Source organism: Paraburkholderia sp. 2C (assembly GCF_054589215.1).
This window is the reverse complement of record NZ_BAAILL010000049.1, coordinates 460,658-484,140: the sequence shown is the minus strand read 5'-3', so window position 1 is coordinate 484,140 and position 23,483 is coordinate 460,658. Positions and strand designations below refer to the sequence as shown.

Below are 23,483 nucleotides of genomic sequence, written 5' to 3'. Positions count from 1 at the left end.
GCTGGCACTGGAGCCGGTGGCGGAGTCCACGAGCGACCCGAACTCGTATGGGTTCAGGATCAACCGCTCGACGGCCGACGCCATGTCCCAGATTTTCGTTGTCATGTCCCGTCGCAACTCAGCGCCGTGGGTACTGGAAGCGGATATCAAGGGGTGCTTTGACCATATCAATCATGACTGGCTGGAGAACCATGTCCCGATGGACAGGCAGATTCTCCGGAAATGGTTGAAGGCTGGCCTGATTTACAAGGGGCAGCTACAGGCGACTGAGGCTGGTACGCCGCAGGGAGGAATCATCTCCCCGACGCTGGCAAACGTGACGCTGAACGGGCTGGAACGTGAACTGGTTGCGCACCTCGGTGCGAGATTCGGGATCGCGAAGGCGAAGAAGCTGAAGGTGAATGTGGTGCGGTACGCGGATGACTTCGTGATTACCAGCGACTCGAAAGAGATGCTGGAAAGCGAGGTCAGGCCTTGGGTGGAAGCGTTCCTTGCTGTTCGGGGGCTGCAACTGTCGGAGGAGAAAACGCGGATCACCCACATTGACGAAGGCTTTGATTTCCTTGGGTGGAATTTCCGGAAGTATTCGGGGAAGCTGCTCATCAAGCCTAGCCGGAAGAACGTGAAAACGTTCTACCGCAAGGTGGCGGATACGATCAGCAGTAACAAAGAGGCGACGCCGGAGGGGCTTATTCTCCTGCTGAACCCGATGCTACGGGGCTGGGCGCAGTATCACAGTCCGGTGGTTGCCAAGCAGGCGTACAGCCGCATGGATCATCTGGTTTTCCAGAGGGTCTGGCGGTGGTCAAAGAGGCGGCACCCGAATAAGAACACCGATTGGGTGAAAAAGAAGTACTTTCACATTGTGGGTGAGCGAAGTTGGGTGTTTGGCGCTCCTATGGTTGCGGGCGATGGTAGCAAGTGGTTGCTGGAGATGTATCGGATGAGCAGTACCCCGATCCAGCGCCACAAAAAGGTCAAGGGCGAGTTCAACCCCTTCGATCCGCGGTGGGAAGAGTACGGTGAGCAGTTGCGTCAGGAACGCATGTGGGTGTCCACACGCTACCGCAAGCAATGGGCATCGCTGTACATGTCACAGGGCGGGCTGTGTGCGCACTGTGCGTGTCCTCTGACAGATGAGACGGGATGGCATGACCACCATCTGGAGTATCGGATGACTGGCGGCACCGACGCCTTGTCTAACAGAGTGTTACTTCACCCACACTGCCATCAGCAGGTGCACGCTGGTAAACTCGCAGTAACTAAGCTGGTTCTGACATAGACAGGACTTTGTAAGTAGGCTTGAGCTGTATGCGGGGAAACTCGCACGTACAGTTCTTAGGGGGCTCCTTTTCCGCGAGGAAAGGGGGCTACCCTCCATGGTCGTCAAACTCGTGATCTAACAGCGGGAACCCTGATTCATGGCACGCAGGTGGCTTCGCAACGGCGTGCTGGTCGCCGTCCTGTCGGTCGGCGGTCTGTGCAGCGGTTTTGCGCCTGGCGCCGTGTCCGTGGCCTTCGGCCGCGACGTCACCGTACCGGGCAGCACTGACACCGTCGCGGTAGCGCAGTTGCCGCCGGAAGCAGTCAAAACGTTGAACTTGATTGCAGCGGGCGGGCCTTACCCGTATGAGAAGGATGGCGTCGTATTCGGCAATCGTGAGCGGTTGCTGCCGCCGCGCCAGCGGGGCTATTACCACGAATACACCGTTCCCACGCCGCGCGCGCATAACCGCGGAGCGCGTCGCATCGTCTGCGGCGGCCCGTTAAGGCGAACCGACAACTGTTATTACAGCGACGATCACTACGCCAGTTTTAATCGCATCATTGAATGACATCGGGACATACGGCATGAGCGACAACATCTACGCGCACGACCGCAAAGTCGCGAGGGATCTTTTTGCCGCCGGTAGCGGCAATCTGTTTCAGCGCGTCATGCAGATGCGCGAGGCCGGAGAAGGTCAGGGCGGCACGGTCGGGCACGAAGCCGGTACGGCGCATTCATCGAACGAGGATTCCATGAGTCTTTTCGCGACCGTACGACCGAATATCGTACAGTCGATTCGCGCTTTTCGCGTCCAGGATCTGGCCGACGAAGCGCAGAAACTCGGCCAGCATTTTCTGTTTGCCTGCTGTGGAAATGCGCAGAGCAAACAGGAGGTGATGGAAACCATCGCGACGTCATTCCTGTTTCCGAAGCACTTCGGCAAGAATTACGACGCGTTGTACGACTGCCTGACGGACCTTGTCGCGAAGGCGGGTGCGCAACCGGGCTTCGTGATCGTGCTCGAGGCGCTGCCGGTCGCGACGAAGTTCGACAAGGAAGCACGTGAGACGCTGCTCGACGTGTTCCGCGAGGCCGCGGAGTTCTGGGCCGAGCGGAAGGTCGCGTTCAGGGTGTTTTACTCGTTCGCCTGAACCGATCGCGCGGTGGGATGCGGTTCGGTTTTTCGAGGGGCTCAATGAACCGGCGAACCGTTCAAGCACGCCGCGCCGATCTCGCCATTGCTTCATAAGATAGGAAAAGGGCCCGCTGATATTTGATCGGCGGGCCCTTTTTGTTTGGCCCTTTCCGTTTGGCGCTTTTTGTTTGGCCCTTTCCGTAGCCGCGATACGGCGCAGGTATGACCGGCGCCGGGCGGCAGTTCACCAACCGCCCCAGCGCGCGGCCAGCGCGGATAGCACCGCGATCCCGGCGGTTTCGGTCCGCAACACACGGGGTCCGAGCCCGACGGCGGTAAAGCCGTGGCTCGTTGCCGCTGCCTCTTCCGCGGCGGAAAACCCGCCTTCGGGGCCGATCAGCACGAACGCGCGCCGCTTCGGCGGCTCATGCGTCAATGCCGAGAACGGCACGCTCGCGCGCGGCGACAGCAGCAGCCGCAATTCACCGTCTTCCGGCTCTTTCGGCATCGAGCCAAGCCATGTCGCGAGTTCGCGCGTCGGTAAAACTTCCGGCAGGCGATTGCGCCCGCATTGCTCGCACGATGCCTGCACGATGCGCTGCCAGTGCACTTGCCGGCGCTGCGCGCGCTCACCGGAGAGGCGTACCACGCTGCGGGTCGTGGTGAGCGGCGCGAACGCCGATGCGCCGAGTTCCACGGCCTTCTCGATCAGCCAGTCCATCTTGTCGCTGCCCGCGATGCCCTGCGCGAGCGTCAGGTGATATGGCGGCTCGGCTTCGGCATCGCGAAAGTCGTCGATGCGCACGGTCGAACCGCGCCGTTCCATTTCGACGACTTCCGCGCCGTACTCGCCGCCCGTCCCGTTGAATAGCGTGATCGTGTCGCCGGGCTGCAGGCGCAGCACCTGAACGTGCCGATTGACGTCATCGGGCAGCGTGACGACGTCGCCGGACGTCAGCGCGGTCCCGACGAAAAAGCGGGGCATAAGCGAAGTTCTCATTGATTTACGACAGATGGCGCGCCAGCGCCCAGCGGTAGCCGTCCGGATCTTCGATCTGCGCGAAGCGGTCGCCCCAGAACTGATCTTGCGGCGCGCTCAGCGATTTCGCGCCGGCCGCGATGGCGCGGGCAAATACGGCATCGACATCGTCGACGTACAGGTAGAAGGACTGCGGGGCGATTGCGCTCGCGCTTTTGGGCGTCTTCGCCTTCGAGCCGAATGCGCCTTCCGGCGCGAACATCACGATCAGCTGATCCTGATACGTCATCTCGACATGCATCAGTGCGCCGTCGTCGTGTACGCTGTCGCGCACGCGAAAGCCGAGTGCGGCTTCGTAGAAGGCGATCGCCATGCGTGCATCGCGGACCGTCAGATACGGGGTGAGCCACGGCACTCCGGCTGGGCGTGGGGAAGTCATCGAGCTCTCCTGAACCTTGGGGGCGTCCGATCGTCGCCGTTTGCTTTTGCTGCCCGACGCTTCGCCGCTGGGCCGGATGCAGGGAGCGGCGACGGACAAAGCGGGGCATTGTGCATGACTGTCATGGCGACGGCTTTAAGAATCGGCCTAGTTTATCGCGCACCGCATGCGGAGCCGAGAACAGCGCCGCGTGCAGCGCCGCATCGTAAAAGCGCAGTCCGTGCAGACCGCGTTGCGCGAGACGCGCGGCGAGTTCATGTTCGGTGAGCAAAACGGGGTCGAGCGTGTCGCTTGCAATCGCCATCATCCACAGCGAACCGTAGAGCGGCACATAGGCGGCGAGCGGGCGAACGATCGCGAACGCCTGCTGCAGGCTCGTCAATAGCGCGGTGACGCGGGCCGCATGAAAGTACGGCGAGCCCAGATGCAGCGAGATGGCGGCCTGCGGTGCAAGGATGCGTTTCAGGTCCGCGAAAAAAGCCGGCGTATAGAGGTCCGCGGCCGGCGAATCGGGCGGCGTCAGATCGAACACGACGAGATCGAACGGCATTGTGCCCGGCGCGCATGCAGCCTGTTGCGCAACGCACTGCGCGACATACTTCGCGGCATCGCCGATCACGAGTTCGACGCGCGGATTAACGAACGCGCCGCCGTGCACATCGGGCAGATGTTCGCGCGTGAGCCGCACGACGTCAGCGTCGAGTTCGGCCACGACGATCCGCTCGATGCCCGGATGCGCGAGCAGCTGCTTCGCCGCGCCGCCATCGCCGCCGCCGAGCACGAGCGCCGCGCGCGGCGCCGGATGCGCGAGCGCGGCCGGGTGCGTCATGCATTCGTGATAGATGAACTCGTCGCCGGCCGACGTCATGGGTTGCCCGTCGAGCGTGAAGAGACGGCCGAGCTGCGGCGTATCCCAGACTTCGATGCGCTGGTGCGGCGAATCGACGCGTACGATCTGACGCGCATTCGGAAAACCGTAGACCGCGTCGGGCGCGGGCTCGAACAGTAGCGAAACGCTCACGGAGCTGCGGTGCGCAAACGAGGCGCGTCAAGTTGCGATCCGCCGATTATAAGGGCCGAAGAGCCGTGCCACGCCCCCTCGACAAGAGGGACAAAGCCGATCCTCTGTTAGAATATTCCGCTTTCAGCCGCGTCCGATTGCCTGGTCGTACCGCGTCACCGGCGTCTGGTCTCGATCTCCCGATGACGCTTCCCGAAGTAGTTGCCCGATGTTGTCTCTGGAAGCGCGTTGACGGAGGCTCACTGGCCGCCAGGCTGTCCGGACCCTCCGCCCGCGCCTCGCTTTTTGGACTCGTTCTCCGGATCTAGACATGACGACCTCCTCTCCCGCCCCGACCTCCCAGATGGCCAACGCGATTCGCGCGCTGGCAATGGATGCCGTTCAGAAGGCGAATTCAGGCCACCCCGGCATGCCGATGGGCATGGCGGAAATTGCCGTCGCGCTGTGGTCGCGCCATCTGCGTCATAACCCGACGAATCCGCACTGGGCGGACCGTGACCGCTTCGTACTGTCGAACGGTCACGGCTCGATGCTGCTGTATTCGCTGCTGCATCTGACCGGTTACGACCTGCCGATGGAGGAGCTCAAGAACTTCCGTCAACTGCATTCGAAGACGCCGGGCCATCCGGAATACGGCATGACGGCAGGCGTCGAAACGACCACGGGCCCGCTTGGCCAGGGTCTCGCGAATTCGGTCGGTATGGCGCTCGCGGAGGCGTTGCTGGCGGAGGAGTTCAACAAGCCGGACGCGAAGATCGTCGATCACCACACGTATGTGTTCCTCGGCGACGGCTGTCTGATGGAAGGCATCTCGCACGAAGCCTGTTCGTTCGCGGGCACGCTGAAGCTGAACAAGCTGATCTGCTTCTACGACGACAACGGCATTTCGATCGATGGTGAAGTGGTCAACTGGTTCCACGACGACACGCCGAAGCGTTTCGAGGCATACGGCTGGAACGTGATTCCGAACGTCAAGGGCGACGACGTCGAGGCGGTTGACGCGGCAATCAGGAAAGCGAAGCAGTCGGACAAGCCGACGCTGATCTGCTGCAAGACCGTGATCGGCGAAGGTGCGCCGCACAAGGCGGGCTCGCACGACGCGCACGGCGCGCCGCTCGGCGCCGACGAAATCGCGGCGACGCGCGCGAATATCGGCTGGACCTCGGAGCCGTTCGTGATTCCGCAGGAAGTCTATGCGGCATGGGATGCGAAGGAGTCGGGGGCGAGCGTCGAAGGCGAATGGAACAAGCGTTTCGCCGACTACAAGGCGAAGTATCCGAAGGAAGCCGTCGAGTTCGAACGCCGGATGGCCGGCAAGCTGCCCGACGACTGGTCGCAAAAAGCGCAGGCCATCATCGCCGGCGCGAACGACCGCAAGGAAACGGTCGCGACGCGCAAGGCTTCGCAGCAGACCATCGAAGGTCTCGCCGCGGCGCTGCCGGAACTGCTCGGCGGCTCGGCCGACCTGACGGGCTCGAACCTCACGAACTGGAAAGCGTCGAAGCCGGTGCGTGCGCGCAAGGAAGGCGCGAGCGGCATCCAGTGGGGCAATCACGTGAACTATGGCGTGCGCGAGTTCGGCATGAGCGCCGCGCTGAACGGCATCACCGTGCATGGCGGTTACAAGGCCTTCGGCGGCACGTTCCTGACGTTCTCCGACTACAGCCGTAACGCGCTGCGCGTCGCCGCGCTGATGAAGGCACCGAGCATTTTCGTGTTCACGCACGATTCGATCGGCCTCGGCGAAGATGGCCCGACGCACCAGTCCGTCGAGCATGTCGCGAGCTTGCGTCTGATTCCGCATATCACAGTGTGGCGTCCCGCGGATACCGTGGAAACGGCGGTGTCGTGGGTTCAGTCGATCGAGCACAAAGGTCCGTCGTGCCTGATCTTCAGCCGGCAAAATCTGCAGTTTTCGGAACGCACCGATGCGCAGATCGCGAATATCGCGAAAGGCGGCTATGTGTTGCGCGACTGGAACGACGACGTGCCCGCGCGCAAGGTGATCCTGCTCGCGACGGGTTCGGAAGTGGAACTCGCGATGAAAGCGGTCGAGCCGCTCGCGCGCGAAGGCATCGCGGCGCGCGTGGTGTCGATGCCGTCGACCAACGTGTTCGACCGTCAGGACGCCGCGTATCGCGAACGCGTGTTGCCGGCAGGCGTGCGCCGCGTCGCGATCGAAGCGGGCGTGACGGAATTCTGGCGCAAGTATGTGGGCCTCGAAGGCGGCGTGGTCGGGATCGACACGTTCGGCGAATCGGCGCCCGCCGGTGCGCTTTTCAAGCATTTCGGCTTTACCGTCGAAAAGGTGGTGGAGACGGCGAAAGCCGCGCTCGGCTGACGCGCATGCGCGCCGCAGCCGCAACGTGCAGATTTTTTTAGTCACCAGGAGAGAGCAATGACGATTCGCGTCGCAATCAACGGCTATGGCCGGATTGGCCGAAACACGCTGCGTGCGTTCTACGAGAACGGCAAGAAGCACGACCTGCAGATCGTGGCGATCAACGACCTCGGCGATGCCAACACCAATGCGCATCTGACCCAGTACGACACCGCGCATGGCCGCTTCCCGGGCGAAGTGAAGGTGGACGGCGAGAACCTCGTCGTGAACGGCGACAAGATCCGCGTGCTCGCGAACCGCAACCCGGCCGAACTGCCGTGGGGCGATCTCGGCGTCGACGTCGTGATGGAGTGCACGGGCTTTTTCACGACCAAGGAAAAGGCGAGCGCGCACCTGAAGGGCGGCGCGAAGAAGGTGATCATCTCGGCGCCGGGCGGCAAGGACGTCGACGCGACGATCGTCTACGGCGTGAACCACCATGCGCTGAAGGCCGAGCACACGGTCATCTCGAACGCATCGTGCACGACGAACTGCCTCGCCCCGCTCGTCAAGCCGCTGAGCGACAAGATCGGCCTCGAAAGCGGCCTGATGACGACGATTCACGCGTACACGAACGACCAGGTGCTGACCGACGTCTATCACGAAGACCTGCGCCGCGCGCGTTCCGCCACGCACAGCCAGATCCCGACCAAGACGGGCGCTGCGTCGGCGATCGGTCTGGTGCTGCCGGAACTGGCGGGCAAGCTGGACGGCTACGCGATTCGTGTTCCGACCATCAACGTGTCGATCGTCGATCTGTCGTTTATTGCCAAGCGCGACACGACGGTCGATGAAGTGAACGCGATCATGAAGGAAGCGTCGGAAGGCTCGCTCAAGGGCATTCTCGGCTACAACACGGCGCCGCTCGTGTCGATCGACTTCAACCACAACCCGGCTTCGTCGACGTTCGATGCGACGCTCACGAAGGTGTCGGGCCGTCTCGTGAAAGTGTCGAGCTGGTACGACAACGAGTGGGGCTTCTCGAACCGCATGCTCGATACGGCGGTGGCGTTTGCGAACGCGAAGTAAAGCACGCGAATAACGGACGCTGCATCAGCGTCGCGTTGCTGCACGAAGGCTGTCCTGCGGTTTGCAGGGCAGCCTTTTTTATTTTTGCGGCGTTGGAAAATAAACGCCCGCGCGCTGTGCCGCATTCGCGATATGCGTTTCGATCGCGTGGCCGGCCAAGGCTGAATCGCGCGCCTTGAGCGCGTCGAGAATCGCCCGGTGCTCGTGGTACGTCGATAACACCAGCTCGCGCCGGTAGAACGGCATGCGTTGGCTTTCCTTCATGATGTCCGCGCTGCTGCGCAGGACCGCCTCGATCGCCGCATTGCCGGCGATATTCACGATCCGCATGTGAAATTCGAAGTCGAGCTGCGCGGCTTCGTCGAGTTCGCTCGCCATCAGCGCTGATTGCAGCGCGGCGATGTTGTCCTCGAACCATGCGACGTCGTCTTCGCTGATCGCGAGCGCTGCCATGCGCGCGGCAAAACCTTCGAGCGCGTAGCGCATCTGGTAGGTGTCGGGCAGTGAAGACTGGTCGGCGAATCGCCACGGATGCACGCTCGATGCCTTCGCGTTTTGCACATACACGCCTTTACCCGCGCGGATCGCGAGCAACCCGAGCGCCTCGAGCGTCGTCAGGGCTTCGCGCAGCGACGCGCGGCTGATCGACAGCTCTTCGGAAAGCTGACGTTGCGCGGGCAGCAGACTGCCGACGGGGTAGACGCCGCCTTCGATCCGTTCGCGGATCGTGGCGATGGCGGCGTCGGTGACGGTATGCGGAACGTTCTTCATGATCGCGCGGACTCGAGCGTGGTCTGACCAGCATTGTAGTCCGCGTTTTGGCAAAGCACACCATCCGGGCGCCCGAAACGAATGGGCGTGCAATGCCGTCTTCAAATAGCACGCCAAAAAGCCGCGCGAAATGCACGGGTAAACACCGCTCTTAACGTCCTTGACGCGACGATATCGGCTTCCTACTATCCGCCATGACAGTACTGGTCGGACCAGTATGAACAGAGGTGGTTTTGATTGGAAGTGGTTTTGTAGAAGCAATCCGTAACCGGGAGAAGGCCGTGTCGAAGTTCTTCAATTCGCTGTTTGGCCGGGTGGTGATCGCGCTCGTTGCGGGCATCGTGATCGGCGCGCTATTTCCCCATTTCGCGCAGTCGCTGCGGCCGCTCGGGGACGGCTTCCTCAAGCTGATCAAGATGGTGATCGGGCCGATCGTGTTCTGCGTGGTCGTAAGCGGAATGGCGAACGCCGGCGATCTGAAGAAAGTCGGTCGCGTCGGCGTGAAAGCGGTCGTCTACTTCGAAATCATGACGACGATCGCGCTCGTGATCGGCGCGGTGCTCGCCTATGTGACGCGGCCCGGCGTCGGCATGAACATCGATCTGCATTCGCTCGATGCGGCGTCGCTCGCCACCTACACGGAGCACGCCAGGAGCCTCAAGGACACCGCAGGCTTTCTGCTGAAGATCATTCCCGAAACGGCGATCGACGCCTTCGCGAAGGGCGACATTCTGCAGATTCTCGTGTTCTCGGTGCTGTTCGGCTCCGCGCTGTCGCTGCTCGGCGAGCGGGCGCAGCGCGTCAACGGGCTCATCGAAGAACTGTCGCATGTGTTCTTCCGCGTGATGGGCTTCATCATCAAGCTCGCGCCGCTCGGCGTGCTCGGCGCGATTGCGTTCACCACCGGCACCTATGGCGTCGCTTCGCTGAAGCAGCTCGGCATGCTGGTCGTCGTGTTCTACGCGTGCTGCATCGTGTTTGTCGCGGTCGTGCTCGGCATCGTGATGCGGCTTTCCGGCTTGAGCATCTTCAAGCTGATCCGCTACCTTCGCGAGGAGCTGTCGATCGTGCTCGGCACGGCGTCGTCCGATGCGGTGCTGCCGCAGATCATGCGCAAGCTCGAATGGATGGGCGTCAAGGATTCGACCGTCGGCCTCGTGATTCCGACCGGCTACTCGTTCAATCTCGACGGCTTCTCGATCTATCTGACGCTCGCGGTCATTTTCATCGCGCAAGCGACCAACACGCCGCTGTCGATGCACGATCTGATCGTCGTCGTGCTTGTGTCGCTGGTGACGTCCAAGGGCGCGCACGGCATTCCCGGTTCCGCGATCGTGATTCTCGCGGCGACGCTTTCCGCGATTCCCGCGATTCCGGTGCTTGGGCTTGTGCTGATTCTGCCGGTCGACTGGTTCGTCGGCATCGCGCGGGCGCTGACCAATCTGATCGGCAACTGCGTCGCGACAGTCGTCGTCGCGGTGTGGGAATCGGATATCGACAAGGCGCGCGCCCGGCAGGTGCTGAATCTCGCGCCCGGCTACCGCTACATCGCCGCGGAAAACGAAACGCCCGCGGAGACGCAGCACCACGGCCACGCGCCGGCGGTGTGAGCGACACGGGGCGGCATGCAACACGTCTTCAACCGCATTTATCGACCGATCAGCGAGTAAATCATCATGGCTCAACCCGTTCTCGATCCCAACGCCCCCGCCTTCACGCGCCGCTACATGAATCTCGCCGATCCGCGCCTCGGCGCGAAGGCGCTCTTCGCCAGCGACGAATTCTTCGCGCCGAAGGAGCGCATGCTCGATCCGCAGCCGGCCGTGTTCATCCCCGGCAAGTACGACGAGCACGGCAAGTGGATGGACGGCTGGGAGACGCGCCGCAAGCGCACGACCGGCCACGACTACTGCGTGCTGCGGCTCGCGCGGGCCGGCGTCGTGCATGGCGTGGATCTCGATACGAGCCATTTCACCGGCAACTTTCCGCCGGCCGCGTCGGTCGAGGGCTGCTGCGCCGACGCCGAGATGCCGCCCGATCACGCCGACTGGCAAATGCTGGTGCCGCCGACCACGCTGCAAGGTAACCAGCATCACTATGTCGAGGTCGACGACACACGGGTTTTCACGCATCTGCGCGTGAATCTGTACCCGGACGGCGGTCTCGCGCGGCTGCGCGTGTACGGTCAGCCGAAGCGCGACTGGGAGCGCGTCGAGCGCGGCACGCTGGTCGACCTTGCTGCAATCGAAAACGGCGCGTATCTGGTCGCCGCAAACAATCAGCACTTTGGTTCCGCGTCGCAGATGCTGATGCCGGGCCGCGGCGTGAACATGGGTGACGGCTGGGAAACGCGGCGCCGCCGCGAACCCGGCAACGACTGGGCAATCGTCGCGTTGGCGCGGCCGGGCACGATCCGCAAGGTCGAAGTCGACACCGCGCACTTCAAGGGTAACTTTCCCGACCGTTGTTCACTGCAGGCCGCAACGGTCACCGGCGGCACCGACGATTCGCTCGTCACACAGGCGATGTTCTGGCCCGTGCTGTTGCCGGAACAGAAGCTGCAGATGGATCACGTGCACACGTTCGCCGCGGAGCTGGCGACGCTTGGCCCCGTCACGCATGTACGATTCAATATCTTTCCCGACGGCGGCGTGTCGCGGCTGCGTCTGTGGGGAGAAATCGGCTAACCGGCTATGAAACATCGGGAGTAGCGGCGATGAATACACTGCGAATCGAGCGTCTGACGCGTGAAGCGTTCGCGCCATTCGGCGACGTGATCGAACTCGAAGGCGCGCGCCACTATCCGATCAATGGCGGCACGACCGAGCGCTTTCATGACCTCGCGCGCGTCGACGTCGGCGAGCACGGCGGCCGGCCGCTCATCAACGTGTTTCGTGGGCAGCCGCGCGCATTGCCGATCGAGATTTCGATGATGGAGCGGCATCCGCTCGGCAGCCAGGCGTTTCTGCCGGTTGCCGACGTACGTTATGCGATCGTGGTGGCGCCGGCCGGCGAACTGGACGCGTCGCGTCTGCGGGCGTTCATTACGCAGGGCTGGCAAGGCGTCAACTATGCGAAAGGCGTCTGGCACCATCCGTTGCTTGCGCTCGATCGCGTCAGCGACTTCATCGTGATCGACCGCGGCGGCGAAGGGCCGAATTGCGATGAGCAGACATTGGCCGAACCTTGGCGTCTCGTGCTGTAGCTGTGGCCGTGGCGGTAGATGTATCGAGCTTCGGTTAGCCTGACAAAAAAGACCCGTCCGACTTTCATCGGACGGGTCTTTTTTATATTGTGTGTCGCGTCAGTGCTTGCGATGCGGGCAGTTTTCCTTTGTGCACGCGCCGTACAGTGCGAGCGCATGCTCCTGGAGCCGGAAACCGCGCTGCTTCGCGATGGCTTGCTGGCGGTTCTCGATTTCGGGGTCGAAGAATTCCTCGACGAGACCGCAGTCGATGCAGACGAGGTGGTCGTGGTGCGTCCCTTCGTTCAGCTCAAAAACGGCCTTGCCCGATTCGAAATTGCTGCGCGTGAGCAAGCCGGCCTGCTCGAACTGCGTGAGCACCCGGTAGACCGTCGCGAGACCGATATCGAGCTCTTCATGCAGCAGATTGCGGTACACGTCTTCAGCCGTGAGGTGACGGACCGGGCTGTGCTGGAAGATCTCGAGAATCTTGAGGCGCGGTAGGGTCGCCTTGAGCCCGATATTCTTGAGATCGGTTGGATTGGTCATGGCGAGGGATCCCTAGAGTACAATGCAGGGTTCTCATAGTAATTGGATTTGCCGTTCAGGTCATCTTCGACGGAAACTTGCAAACCTACGTGACTCATAGCGGCTAATTCTGCGGCTTATTTTGCGGCTTGTTCGTGGCTCTGGTTCATGGCTAATAGAGCCCGCACGGTGAGGGAAATGATTCCAAAATCTGTATTGTTCTACCGGGGGAGCCGCATGCGGAGTACCTTGCTCGCCGCGGCGGCCGTCGCGCTGGTTGCCGGCTGTTCCACATACGATAGCGTGACGCAGAAAATCGCGCAGAGCATCACGCCGTACCGCATTACTGTCGTGCAGGGCAATTTCGTGTCGAAAGAAGCGGCGGCGCAAATGCAGGTTGGCATGTCGCGCGCGCAGGTGCGTCAGTTGCTCGGCACGCCGTTGCTGACGGACATGTTCCATGCGGACCGCTGGGACTACCTCTTCTATTTCAAACGCGGCTCGACGTCGATCGTCCAGCAGCGCGATTTCATCGTGATCTTCGCGAACGACCGCGTTGCGAGCTGGTCGGGCGGCGAAGATCTGCCGTCGAATCTCGAACTGCTCGCCGATATCGACGGCGACAAGTCGGGCAAGAAGGCGCATGCGACGGCGCTTGCGGCGAGCGGCGCGAGCGCGCCGGCTGCGGCGGCTTCCGGCGCATCGGCAGCCGTTGCTGCGGGGCCGCAGCCGCCCGCAGTGCCGGCGTCGGACACGGCGCTTTCGCCGACCGCCGAAGCGGCGCAAGCGGGCAATCTGCCGCCTGAAGATCCGAACGCGCAGGCCGCGCAAGCCGCGAACCGGCTGACGAACGCGGTGCAGTCGCCGGCGCCGGGTACGACGCCGTCGGTGCGCGCGGGCACGCCGCAGTCGAACGGCGGTGTGCCGCAAAACGCCACGGCGCCGGGCCAGCCGCAGTTCCACTTCCAGCGTCCGCCGCCGCCCGCCATTCAGGGTTTGCCGCAGGACAATCCGGTCGGGCCGACGGGTCCGCAGAGCAGCAGTCCGCAGGCGCCGGCGCAGTCGCAACCGGCGTCCTGATTGTCTGATTGACGGGAACGGGCGGCGCCTTTCAAGGTCCGTTTAGTGTGGTCCGCCTTGTGGTCGATTCAGCGGCCCGTTTCCGTCTTGCCGCACACGCGCGTGCAGGCCAATGCCGTTGCCGGGTCACGTCGCGAGACACGTTACCGAGTCAGCCATGAAAATTGCCATTGCCGGCGCATCGGGCCGTATGGGCCGTATGCTCATCGAAACCGTTCTCAACGAATCTGACGTGACGCTTTCGGGGGCGCTCGATCGCCCCGGAACGCCGCAATTGGGCCAGGACGCGGGCGCGTTCCTCGGCAAGCAGACGGGCGTCTTGTTATCGGACGATATCGACGGCGTGCTCGCGAAATCCGACTATCTGATCGACTTCACGCGTCCTGCGGGAACGATCGCGCACGTCGACGCGGCGTTGCAACACCACGTGAAGGTCGTGATCGGCACGACCGGTTTCGACGACGCGCAAAAGGCGCATCTGCGCGCCGCGGCCGAGAAAACCGGCATCGTGTTTTCGTCGAACATGAGCGTGGGCGTGAACGTCACGCTGAAGCTGCTCGAATTTGCGGCGCGCCACTTCGCGCAGGGTTACGACATCGAGATCATCGAGGCGCATCATCGTCATAAGGTCGATGCGCCGTCCGGCACTGCGTTGATGATGGGCGAAACGATTGCCGGCGCGCTCGGCCGCACGCTCGACGATTGCGCGGTGTATGGCCGGCATGGCGTGACCGGCGAACGCGATCCGTCGACGATCGGTTTCTCGGCGATTCGCGGCGGCGATATTGTCGGCGACCATACGGTGCTGTTTGCCGGTACCGGCGAGCGCATCGAAATCACGCACAAATCGGCGAGCCGGCTGTCGTATGCGCAGGGCGCGCTGCGCGCGGTGCGGTTTCTCGCGGGGCATGCGAGCGGTCTGTACGATATGCAGGACGTGCTCGGGCTGCGTTAGGCGAGGTCCGCCGGCGCTGCGCGTCCGTTTCCCGTCCGGCGCTGAGCCGTCGAGTCGCCGGGCCGCGTTGTCCGCGTTGTCCGCGTTGTCCGCATTGTCCGCAGTGCCGCATTCCGCTTTTGCGGCATGCCGCCGGGCGCGCCGCACGAAGGTCCACATCGCGTTTTCAAGTTGCGAGGTCAGATGGCAAGCACCGGCATCCTCCATTATCTGCAAACCAGCGACGCCATCACGCATGGTGTCGCGTACGTGCTGGCGGCGATGTCGATTGCCAGCTGGTGTTGTCTGATCGTCAAGGGCTGGATGCTTGGGCGCGCAAAGCGGCAAGGGCCGCGCGCGGTCGCCACGTTCTGGCAGGCTCCCACGCTATCCGATGGGATTACCGCGCTGCGGCGCGTCGATCGCGAGCGCGTCTTCGCGCCGCTTGCGGAAGCCGCGCTGCGCGCATCCGAAGTCGAAATGCCGGGCGCGATGCTTGCGCGCGTCGAGCGCAGCGAGCGTGTGCTGCGTGCCTTGCGCGAGGCGCTCAGCAAATCGCAGCGGCGGCTCGAGTTCGGGCAGGTGCTGCTGGCATCGGTGGGAAGCACAGCGCCGTTCGTCGGTTTGCTCGGCACCGTGTGGGGCATTTATCACGCGCTCGGCAGCATCGCCGAAAGCGGGCAGGCGATGATCGAGAATGTCGCCGGGCCGGTCGGCGAGGCGCTGATCATGACGGCGTTCGGGCTGGTGGTCGCGATTCCGGCGGTGCTCGCGTACAACGTGCTCGGGCGCCTCGTGCGACAGGTTTCGGAGGAACTCGACGGCTTCGCGCACGATTTGCACGCCTATCTCTGCGCGCCGGCCGAACGGCCGCGTGACGCCGCCGAGCACGCAAGCCGCAACGCGGCCGCACATCGCTGACCTGTGCCCGGTACTGGGCGCAACGGAGACGCATATGGCATTCGGCGGACTCGATAAACACAAGACAGCCGCACCGATGGCGGACATCAACATGACGCCGCTGATCGACGTGATGCTGGTGCTGCTCGTGATTTTCATCATTACCGCGCCGCTTTTCACGCATGCGATACGGCTGGATTTGCCGCGCGTCGCGGCCGCCGAGGCGCGCGAGACGCCGCAGACGGTGACGCTTTCCATTGATGCAGCGGGGAAGATCTACTGGGATGACAAGTCCGTCACGCTTGACCAGATGCGCGCGCGATTGATCGAAGCGGGCAAGCAGAAAGAACAGCCGGAAATTCATTTGCGCGCCGATGGGACGACGCAGTACCAGGTGATCGCGCAGGTGATGGGCGCTGCGCAGCAGGCAGGCGTGGAGCGGATCGGCTTTGTGACGCAGCCCGTTGCGACCGACGGACGAGCTTCGGACAAAGCGGTGACGGGTCCGCCATAACGATCCGGGTGTCGCGTGGTCGGGCAAACGGCTTCCGATCCGAAGGACCACCACGAGGCGAGAGAAGCACGAACGCGTGTAACGAAAAAAAGCGCGGTTGACTGTTACCAGCCAACCGCGCCTGAACCAACTCAAGTCGCTTGATTTGACGGTACGCGCCGCACCTTCCGGCGCGTCCGTCTCAAGTGCGACTTAGAACTCGTAGCCGACCTGCACGCGGGCACCGGCGTCACCCGTCGACGTCACGGAGATAGCCCCGTTGGTCAGCCACTTGCCGTTGGCCGAACGGTGCGTCACACCCACCGCTGCCGCCGCGCCGCTCTTGTACATGCCGCTACCCGCCGCGACGACCGTCTTGCCCGGCTGGGACGGCGTCAGGTTCGGCATCGCCATCGCCGCCGCGATACCGGCATACGAATTCTTCGCGACCTGATTCACCGAGTTCTGCACCGAGTTGACACGCGAATCCGTGTAGTCCTTCGCGGTCATGCCAGCCGGCATGCTGCCGATCGCGTTGTTCACGGCGGCGTTCATCTGCTCGACGTTCACCGCGTCGGTGGCTTGCGTGCCGGCGGCCACGTTGACGATCTGGCGTTCGCTGCCCGCTGCGCCGACCGATACCGTGTTCGCACGATCAGCCACCGAGTTCGCGCCGAGCGCTACCGAGTTATCCGCCGATGCCTTGGCGTTCGCGCCCATCGCCGTCGCGTGGTTGCCGCCTGCAACTGCGGCTTCCGTTTCGCGGCTGCCGTTCGCTGCGAAGTGCGGGTTGTTGGCGTTGTTGGCGATGGTCGTCACGTTCGAGATCGCGGAGTTCATCTGGTCGAGGTTGACCGCGTCCTTGCCATCGGTGCCGGCTGCGACGTTGTGGATCGTCGTGCCGCCGTCGACGTTGTTGCCCATCGTCATGCTGCTGTAGTTGACCGAGCCGTCGGCGTTATGGTCGTACGTGGCTGCGGCGTTCGTGCTGCCGTCGCTGTTGACGAGACCCGAAGCCTTGAGCTGGGCAAGGTTCACCGCATCGGTGTCCGCCGTGCCGGCTGCGACGTTCGTGATCTGGCGTTCCGCACCCACCGCACCGACCGACACCGAGTTCGCACGATCGGCCACCGAGTTCGCGCCGAGCGCCACCGAGTTGTCGGCTTGAGCACGGGCATTGCCGCCGATCGCTACCGCGTCGAGTCCGATCGCTTGGGAGTCGGCGAGGATCGAGTTGGCGTGGAAGTACTTGATGCCGGCGCCGCTGTTCGTGATGCTGTCCAACGTGTCATTGATGTTGTTGATCGCGGTGCTGTTGGTGGTGGTGCGCTCGTCGATGTTCGAGATCGCGTCGCCCATGTTGCTGACCGTCTTGCCGTCGACGACATAGCTCGGCGCGGAGATCGTGCCATCGGCGTTGACCGTCGAGCCGCCGCCGATCGCGTTAGCAACCGAGCTGCTCACGCCGTAGAGCTGCGAGCCGTTCACTGCATCCGTGCTGGTGGCGTTGACCGCGCCTGCCTTCAGGTTCGTGAGCGTCGTGCCGGCCGTGCCCGACAGCGTGACCTTGTCGTGCGCCGACGAGTCGTACTTCACCGCGTCGGACATTTCACCGTTGATCTGGGTGATCTTCGTGCTGAGCGTCGAGATGTCGCTGGTGTTTTGCGCGACGTTCTGGTTCGTGGCGTAGAGCTGCGCGCCGTTCACGGCGTCCGTGCTGGTGGCGTTGATTGCGCCTGCCTTCAGGTTCGTGATGGTCGTGCCGGACGTACCCGCCAGGCTGATCTTGCCCTTGCTCGCGTCGTCATAGGCCACGAACGCGTTCGTCACGTTGCCCGAGGTGTCGACATTCAGACCCGCGGACTTCAGTTGCGCCATGTTCACTGCGTCGGTGTCGGCCTTGCCTGCCGCCACGCCCTTGAGCTGACGTGCGCCTGCCGTGCCGGTGAAGTCTACCGTCGTGCCGTTGGTTGCCTTCGCTACGGTGATCGCTTTCGTGGTCGCGTCCTGCTGTACGAGGCCGACTGTGCCGTTGGTGATGTTGTTTACCGTGTTGCTCAGGTTCGAGATCGAGGTTGTGTTGCCGGTTGTTGCCGTGTCGAGTGCGGTCAGCGCCGATCCGACGTCGCTTTTCGTCTGGCCTTGCACCGTGTATGTCGGCGCCTTGATCGTGCCGTCGGCGTTCACCGCTGCGCCGCCGCCCAGTGCCGTGGTTACGCCCTTGAGCTGCGAGACGTTTACCGCGTCGGTATCCGCCGTGCCCCTGGCCATGTTCACGATCTGACGTTCGCTACCCGCCGAGCCGATCGACACGGTATTGCTACGATTGGTGTACGAATCGGCGCCAAGCACCACAGCGTTAGTCGCGTAAAGCTCCGCCTTGGCATTCTTACCAATCGCGATATCCCCTGTCCCTGAGCCAGGTACGAAAGCGCCTGTACCAATTGCAATGCTATCGGACGCATCCGCCCGTGCGCTCCCTCCAATGGCGACGGTTCCTGGGCCATTCGCTATCGAATCAGCGGCCGTCGAATTCACGTGGAAATACTTGATCCCCGCGTTCCCGTTGGTGATGTTGTTCACCGAGTTCGTTACGTTCGTCACGTTCGTGTTCGTCGCGTTGAGCTGCGAACCGTTCACCGCGTCCGTGCTGGTCGCGCTGACTGCGCCCGCTTTCACGTTCGTGATCGTCGTGCCAGCCGTACCTGAGAGCGACACCTTGTCGCGCGCCGACGAATCATATTTAACAGCATCCGCCAACTGGCCGTTGATGTTGGTGACCTGCGTGCTCAGTGAACTCACGTTCTGGTCTGTTGCGTATAGTTGTGAACCGTTCACCGCGTCCGTGCTGGTCGCGCTGACTGCGCCCGCTTTCACGTTCGTGATCGTCGTGCCAGCCGTACCTGAGAGCGACACCTTGTCGTGCGCCGACGAATCATATTTAACAGCATCCGCCAACCGGCCGTTGATATTGGTGACCTGCGTGCTCAGTGAGCTCACGTTCTGGTTCGTTGCGTAGAGTTGTGAACCGTTCACCGCATCCGTGCTGGTAGCGGAGATTTGTCCCGCGCTCAAGTCAGTGATTACATGGTTGTTCATCCGCAACTGATCGTAGGCATCAATGCCAGTATCACGGATGGTCAGCTTCGTTTGGCCGCCCGCTCCCAATCCCACGAAGTTCGGATTGGTCACGTTGATCCATGATCCCCAATTACCATTTGAATCGTACGACACCATTGCTGCCTGAGTATTGCCACTGTGGACATCACAGTCTTTAAAGGAGGAGTCGAGGCCACTTTGGTTGGCCGACGAAAGGCAGAGCGCATTGAAGGGATCTAGGATGCCTACCGCATATGAGTTCGATGGGGCTGCTTCCGCGCCGGTCATCGAAGCGGTTCCAACTGCAGTCAGAAAAGCGGCGAGCGCTACATTCGCCCGCCCACTCGAGGCTTTTTTGCTCTTCGCCAATTCCGAGGCGACGCTCCAGGCTTCAGTAATTGCATTCCAGACGACACGGTAAGCACGATTCATAATTGAGTCCAAATAAAAAATAATGAAAAAATTTGAAAGGGGTGCGCTTATCGATAGTGAATGTATTCAGTTGCATTCTCGCAATCCCCTGATCGACCGGCCTGTGGGGGTATTTGATTAGCGCGACAGAGGAAATTTTAGAGATGGTCTTTTAAGATCGGCATAAGACGAGTCTTAAACAGTCTTAAAATAAATCGCGGCGTTGATTGGTTTGCGGACATTTGCGCTCGGAGGCGAGAGATAAAAATGTCCAAAACCAGTTTGAAATTGGAGCGGGCCAGCGGACAGTCAGGTGAGCACACCTGTTGGCGATTTCGAGCGGAGGGCGTTATAGCCTCCAGGCGCCCAGCGCGGAACGAGAGCACCGATAGCCTCCTGCGTCCGGCCTTGCCGCCCCAGCCGCCGCCAACCTCCGCCCCCGCATCGAACGGTATAATCTTCGCTTTCCCCTTAAATCGGGGCTTCGCGGATCCTTCACGTAGCCGAGCACCGGTCCTGGTGCATCAGCACCGACCATCGACACCACCGACCATGCACGAAAAATACGTTCCCTCCGACGTCGAATCCGCCGCGCAAGCGCAATGGCGCGCGACCGACGCCTACAAAACGACGGAAACCGCCAGCAAGCCCAAGTTCTATTGCGTGTCGATGCTGCCGTACCCGTCGGGCAAGCTGCACATGGGGCACGTGCGCAACTACACGATCAACGACGTGATGTACCGCTATCTGCGGATGAACGGCTACAACACGCTGATGCCGATGGGCTGGGACGCGTTCGGCATGCCCGCCGAGAACGCCGCGATGGCGAACAACGTGCCGCCGGCGAAGTGGACGTACGACAACATCGCGTACATGAAGGGCCAGATGCAGTCGATGGGTCTCGCGATCGACTGGTCGCGCGAAGTCACGACCTGCAAGCCTGACTACTACAAGTGGAACCAGTGGCTGTTCCTGAAGATGCTCGAGAAGGGCATCGCGTACAAAAAAACGGGCACGGTCAACTGGGATCCGGTCGATCAAACCGTGCTCGCGAACGAGCAGGTGATCGACGGTCGCGGCTGGCGCTCGGGCGCGGTCGTCGAAAAGCGCGAAATCCCGATGTACTACATGCGCATCACGCAGTACGCGGACGAACTGCTGAATGACCTCGAAGGCCTCGGCTGGCCCGAGCGCGTGAAGGTGATGCAGCAGAACTGGATCGGCAAGAGCTTCGGCGTGAACTTCGGCTTCCCGTACGAAATCGACGGCGAGAAGAAGCTGCTGCGCGTCTTCACGACGCGCGCCGACACAATCATGGGCGTCACGTTCTGCGCGATTGCCGCCGAGCATCCGCTCGCCACGCGCCTCGCGCAGGGCAAGCCCGAACTGCAGGCGTTCATCGATGAATGCAAGCACGGCGGCGTCGCCGAAGCCGATATGGCGACGATGGAAAAGAAGGGCATGGCGACCGGCTTTTACGTCACGCATCCGCTCACACAAGAGAAGGTCGAGGTGTGGATCGGCAACTACGTGCTGATGAGCTACGGCGAAGGCGCGGTGATGGGCGTGCCGGCGCACGACGAGCGCGACTTCGCGTTCGTCAGGAAGTACGGCATTCCGGTAAAGCAGGTGGTGGCGGTCGAAGGCCAGACGTTCTCGACCGATACTTGGCAGGAGTGGTACGGCGACAAGGAAAACGGCACGCTGATCAACAGCGGCAAGTACAACGGGCTCAATTACACGCAGGCCGTCGACGCGATCGCTGCCGATCTGAAGGCGCTCGGCGTCGGCGACAAGCAGGTCACGTATCGTCTGCGCGACTGGGGCATTTCGCGCCAGCGCTACTGGGGCACGCCGATCCCGATCATCCATTGCCCGACGTGCGGCGACGTGCCGGTGCCCGAGCAAGACTTGCCGGTCGTGCTGCCCGAGAACCTCGTGCCGGACGGCACGGGCAATCCGCTCGTGAAGTCCGAAGCATTCGTCAACTGCAAGTGCCCGAAGTGCGGCGGCGCGGCGAAGCGCGAAACCGACACGATGGACACGTTCGTCGATTCGTCGTGGTATTTCTACCGCTACGCGGCGCCCGACGCGCAAACGATGGTCGACGCGCGCACCGACTACTGGATGCCGATGGATCAATACATCGGCGGCATCGAGCACGCGATTCTTCACCTGCTCTACTCGCGCTTCTGGGCGAAGGTGTCGCGCGATCTCGGCATCGTCAAGTTCGGCGAGCCGGCGAAGAACCTGCTCACGCAAGGGATGGTGCTGAACGAGACCTTCTATCGCGAAGACAAAACGGGCAAGAAGACCTGGTACAACCCGGCCGACGTGACCGTCACGCATGACGACAAGGGTCGTCCGGTTGGTGCGACGCTCAATGCGGACGGGCAGCCGGTCGAACTGGGCGGCGTCGAGAAGATGTCGAAGTCGAAGAACAACGGCGTCGACCCGCAGGTGCTGATCGATCAGCACGGCGCCGACACCGCGCGTCTCTTTACGATGTTCGCGGCGCCGCCGGAACAGCAGCTCGAATGGTCGGGTGCCGGCGTCGAAGGCGCGAGCCGCTTCCTGCGTCGCGTGTGGGCGTTCGCTCATGCGAATCTCGCGGTATTGCGCGAGCGCGCGTCATTCGACGCCACGCAACTGAAGGAATCCGAAAAGACGGTGCGCCGCGAGATTCACACCGTCCTGAAGCAGGCCGATTTCGATTACCAGCGCCTGCAGTACAACACGGTGGTGTCCGCCGCAATGAAGATGCTCAACGCGATCGAAGGCGCGCGCGACGCGCAAGCGGGCGTGTTGCGCGAGACGTATGGCATCCTGCTGCGCGTGCTGTATCCGGTCGTGCCGCATGTCACATTCCAGTTGTGGCAGGAACTCGGCTATGCGGACGAGTTCGGTGCGCTGCTCGATGCGCCGTGGCCGAAGGTCGACGAAAAAGCGCTCGAGCAGGCCGAGATCGAACTGGTGCTGCAGGTGAACGGCAAGGTGCGCGGCGCGCTGACGGTCGCGAAGGATGCCGCGCGCGAAGTGATCGAGCAGGCGGCGCTTGCACACGAAATGTTCGCGAAGTTCAGCGAAGGGCGGCCGCCGAAGAAGGTGGTGATCGTGCCCGGACGGCTTGTCAATATCGTCGCGTAAGTGATTGCCGCCAAGCGGGAGCGCAGCGCAGGCGCCTCGCTGCGTGCCGTCATGTTCCGCCGTGTGCCGAAGAATTAACTGCGAACCAGGAGCCAAAGTGACTCGCAGATCGTTTTTGACGCTTGCGTGCAGTGTAGCGATGTTGTCCGCTTGCGGCTTCCAGCTGCGCGGCCAGTCCGACTATGCGTTCAAGCGTCTCGCCATCGCCGGCGCGCCGCCGGCGTTCTCTGCGCGCCTCACGCGCATTGTGCAGGGCGGCAGCGACACGGTTATCGTCAATTCGCCGGCCAATGCGGATGCGGTGCTGCGCGTCACGGAGGTGCTCGGCAACAGCGTGCTGACGCTGAATTCGCTCGGCGTGGTCGAAGAATATGCATTGACGTATTCGATCAATTACTCGCTGGTCGGCTCGGACGGTACCGTGCTGATTCCGCCGAGCATCATTGCGCTGAACCGCGCGATGACCTATAGCGACCAGTTCTCGCAATCGAAAGCAGCGGAAGCCGACATTCTTTACGCGGACATGCGCAACGACGCGGTCGATCAATTATGGCGACGCCTTGCGATTGTGAAGTCGCTGCATCCGGCGCCGGGGCAGGAAGTGCCCGCCGTGGTGCCGCGTGCGCCCTTGCCGCCGCCGCCGCTTTGATGAATGCTGCTTTCGCTTCCTGCTACCGAAATCTGAT

General features: G+C 62.4%; 20 protein-coding genes. 14 read left to right on the top strand and 6 right to left on the bottom strand.

Translation table 11 applies throughout. The annotated features are described in order from the left end of the window. The 3 genes from ACYPXD_RS26460 to ACYPXD_RS26450 all read left to right on the top strand — a co-directional run. A partial coding sequence (locus ACYPXD_RS26460; RefSeq protein WP_459718218.1) for a reverse transcriptase domain-containing protein occupies nucleotides 1–1,282 on the top strand: 1,282 nt, incomplete at its 5' end. 139 nt (nucleotides 1,283–1,421) lie between these two features. After that, the gene (locus ACYPXD_RS26455) at nucleotides 1,422–1,835 is read left to right on the top strand and encodes a ribonuclease (RefSeq protein ID WP_459718215.1); all 414 of its coding nucleotides are present in this window, start codon (nucleotides 1,422–1,424) and stop codon (nucleotides 1,833–1,835) included. 16 nt (nucleotides 1,836–1,851) lie between these two features. Beyond that, the gene (locus ACYPXD_RS26450; RefSeq protein WP_459718212.1) at nucleotides 1,852–2,418 is read left to right on the top strand and encodes a barstar family protein; all 567 of its coding nucleotides are present in this window, start codon (nucleotides 1,852–1,854) and stop codon (nucleotides 2,416–2,418) included. 228 nt (nucleotides 2,419–2,646) lie between these two features. Here ACYPXD_RS26450 and ACYPXD_RS26445 read toward each other — a convergent pair whose 3' ends face one another. The 3 genes from ACYPXD_RS26445 to speE form a co-directional block, all read right to left on the bottom strand. Next, entirely contained in the window at nucleotides 2,647–3,387 is a 741-nt protein-coding gene (locus ACYPXD_RS26445) for a 16S rRNA (uracil(1498)-N(3))-methyltransferase (protein WP_459718209.1), read from the bottom strand. A gap of 19 nt (nucleotides 3,388–3,406) precedes the next feature. Then, entirely contained in the window at nucleotides 3,407–3,820 is a 414-nt protein-coding gene (locus tag ACYPXD_RS26440) for a VOC family protein (RefSeq protein WP_459718205.1), read from the bottom strand. A 121-nt stretch (nucleotides 3,821–3,941) separates the two neighbouring features. Then, nucleotides 3,942–4,841: a polyamine aminopropyltransferase gene (gene speE / locus ACYPXD_RS26435; RefSeq protein ID WP_459718202.1), complete on the bottom strand. Its 900-nt coding sequence runs from the start codon at nucleotides 4,839–4,841 to the stop codon at nucleotides 3,942–3,944. A gap of 310 nt (nucleotides 4,842–5,151) precedes the next feature. Between speE and tkt the strand changes: the two genes are divergently transcribed. Together tkt and gap are read left to right on the top strand one after the other, a co-directional pair. Then, nucleotides 5,152–7,182, top strand: a complete 2,031-nt coding sequence (gene tkt, locus ACYPXD_RS26430) for a transketolase (RefSeq protein ID WP_459718198.1) — start codon at nucleotides 5,152–5,154, stop codon at nucleotides 7,180–7,182. Nucleotides 7,183–7,239: 57 nt separating this feature from the next. Then, nucleotides 7,240–8,250, top strand: coding sequence for a type I glyceraldehyde-3-phosphate dehydrogenase (gap, locus tag ACYPXD_RS26425; RefSeq protein WP_459718195.1), 1,011 nt, complete (start codon nucleotides 7,240–7,242; stop codon nucleotides 8,248–8,250). 78 nt (nucleotides 8,251–8,328) lie between these two features. On the opposite strand, the gene ACYPXD_RS26420 is transcribed toward gap, so the two are convergent. Continuing rightward, on the bottom strand, nucleotides 8,329–9,021 hold the full coding sequence (locus ACYPXD_RS26420) for a FadR/GntR family transcriptional regulator (protein WP_459718191.1): 693 nt from the start codon (nucleotides 9,019–9,021) through the stop codon (nucleotides 8,329–8,331). A 281-nt stretch (nucleotides 9,022–9,302) separates the two neighbouring features. Here ACYPXD_RS26420 and ACYPXD_RS26415 point away from each other — a divergent pair, with 281 nt between their 5' ends. The 3 genes from ACYPXD_RS26415 to ACYPXD_RS26405 all read left to right on the top strand — a co-directional run bounded on the left by ACYPXD_RS26415 (nucleotide 9,303) and on the right by ACYPXD_RS26405 (nucleotide 12,226). Beyond that, nucleotides 9,303–10,631, top strand: a complete 1,329-nt coding sequence (locus ACYPXD_RS26415) for a C4-dicarboxylate transporter DctA (RefSeq protein ID WP_459718188.1) — start codon at nucleotides 9,303–9,305, stop codon at nucleotides 10,629–10,631. A 66-nt stretch (nucleotides 10,632–10,697) separates the two neighbouring features. Further along, nucleotides 10,698–11,708 carry an allantoicase gene (alc, locus tag ACYPXD_RS26410; protein ID WP_459718185.1) on the top strand — a complete coding sequence of 337 codons (1,011 nt, stop codon included), beginning with the start codon at nucleotides 10,698–10,700 and terminating at the stop codon, nucleotides 11,706–11,708. Between the two features lie 29 nt (nucleotides 11,709–11,737). Beyond that, nucleotides 11,738–12,226 carry an ureidoglycolate lyase gene (locus tag ACYPXD_RS26405; RefSeq protein ID WP_459718182.1) on the top strand — a complete coding sequence of 163 codons (489 nt, stop codon included), beginning with the start codon at nucleotides 11,738–11,740 and terminating at the stop codon, nucleotides 12,224–12,226. A gap of 99 nt (nucleotides 12,227–12,325) precedes the next feature. Here ACYPXD_RS26405 and fur read toward each other — a convergent pair whose 3' ends face one another. Then, nucleotides 12,326–12,754 carry a ferric iron uptake transcriptional regulator gene (gene fur / locus ACYPXD_RS26400; RefSeq protein WP_075158160.1) on the bottom strand — a complete coding sequence of 143 codons (429 nt, stop codon included), beginning with the start codon at nucleotides 12,752–12,754 and terminating at the stop codon, nucleotides 12,326–12,328. A gap of 216 nt (nucleotides 12,755–12,970) precedes the next feature. Between fur and ACYPXD_RS26395 the strand changes: the two genes are divergently transcribed. The 4 genes from ACYPXD_RS26395 (at nucleotide 12,971) to ACYPXD_RS26380 (ending at nucleotide 16,161) form a co-directional block, all read left to right on the top strand. Continuing rightward, nucleotides 12,971–13,813, top strand: coding sequence for an outer membrane protein assembly factor BamE (locus ACYPXD_RS26395; protein WP_459718178.1), 843 nt, complete (start codon nucleotides 12,971–12,973; stop codon nucleotides 13,811–13,813). A gap of 157 nt (nucleotides 13,814–13,970) precedes the next feature. After that, nucleotides 13,971–14,768 carry a 4-hydroxy-tetrahydrodipicolinate reductase gene (dapB, locus tag ACYPXD_RS26390; protein WP_459718175.1) on the top strand — a complete coding sequence of 266 codons (798 nt, stop codon included), beginning with the start codon at nucleotides 13,971–13,973 and terminating at the stop codon, nucleotides 14,766–14,768. A 183-nt stretch (nucleotides 14,769–14,951) separates the two neighbouring features. Next, on the top strand, nucleotides 14,952–15,668 hold the full coding sequence (locus ACYPXD_RS26385) for a MotA/TolQ/ExbB proton channel family protein (protein ID WP_459718172.1): 717 nt from the start codon (nucleotides 14,952–14,954) through the stop codon (nucleotides 15,666–15,668). 34 nt (nucleotides 15,669–15,702) lie between these two features. Next, the gene (locus tag ACYPXD_RS26380) at nucleotides 15,703–16,161 is read left to right on the top strand and encodes an ExbD/TolR family protein (protein ID WP_459718169.1); all 459 of its coding nucleotides are present in this window, start codon (nucleotides 15,703–15,705) and stop codon (nucleotides 16,159–16,161) included. A 192-nt stretch (nucleotides 16,162–16,353) separates the two neighbouring features. Here ACYPXD_RS26380 and ACYPXD_RS26375 read toward each other — a convergent pair whose 3' ends face one another. Beyond that, nucleotides 16,354–19,671 carry an ESPR-type extended signal peptide-containing protein gene (locus ACYPXD_RS26375; protein WP_459718166.1) on the bottom strand — a complete coding sequence of 1,106 codons (3,318 nt, stop codon included), beginning with the start codon at nucleotides 19,669–19,671 and terminating at the stop codon, nucleotides 16,354–16,356. A gap of 531 nt (nucleotides 19,672–20,202) precedes the next feature. Here ACYPXD_RS26375 and leuS point away from each other — a divergent pair. Beyond that, nucleotides 20,203–22,797: a leucine--tRNA ligase gene (gene leuS, locus ACYPXD_RS26370; RefSeq protein WP_459718163.1), complete on the top strand. Its 2,595-nt coding sequence runs from the start codon at nucleotides 20,203–20,205 to the stop codon at nucleotides 22,795–22,797. A gap of 97 nt (nucleotides 22,798–22,894) precedes the next feature. Then, a complete protein-coding gene (locus tag ACYPXD_RS26365; RefSeq protein WP_459718160.1) occupies nucleotides 22,895–23,446 on the top strand; it encodes an LPS-assembly lipoprotein LptE in 552 nt (183 codons plus the stop codon). Nucleotides 23,447–23,483 lie beyond the last annotated feature (37 nt).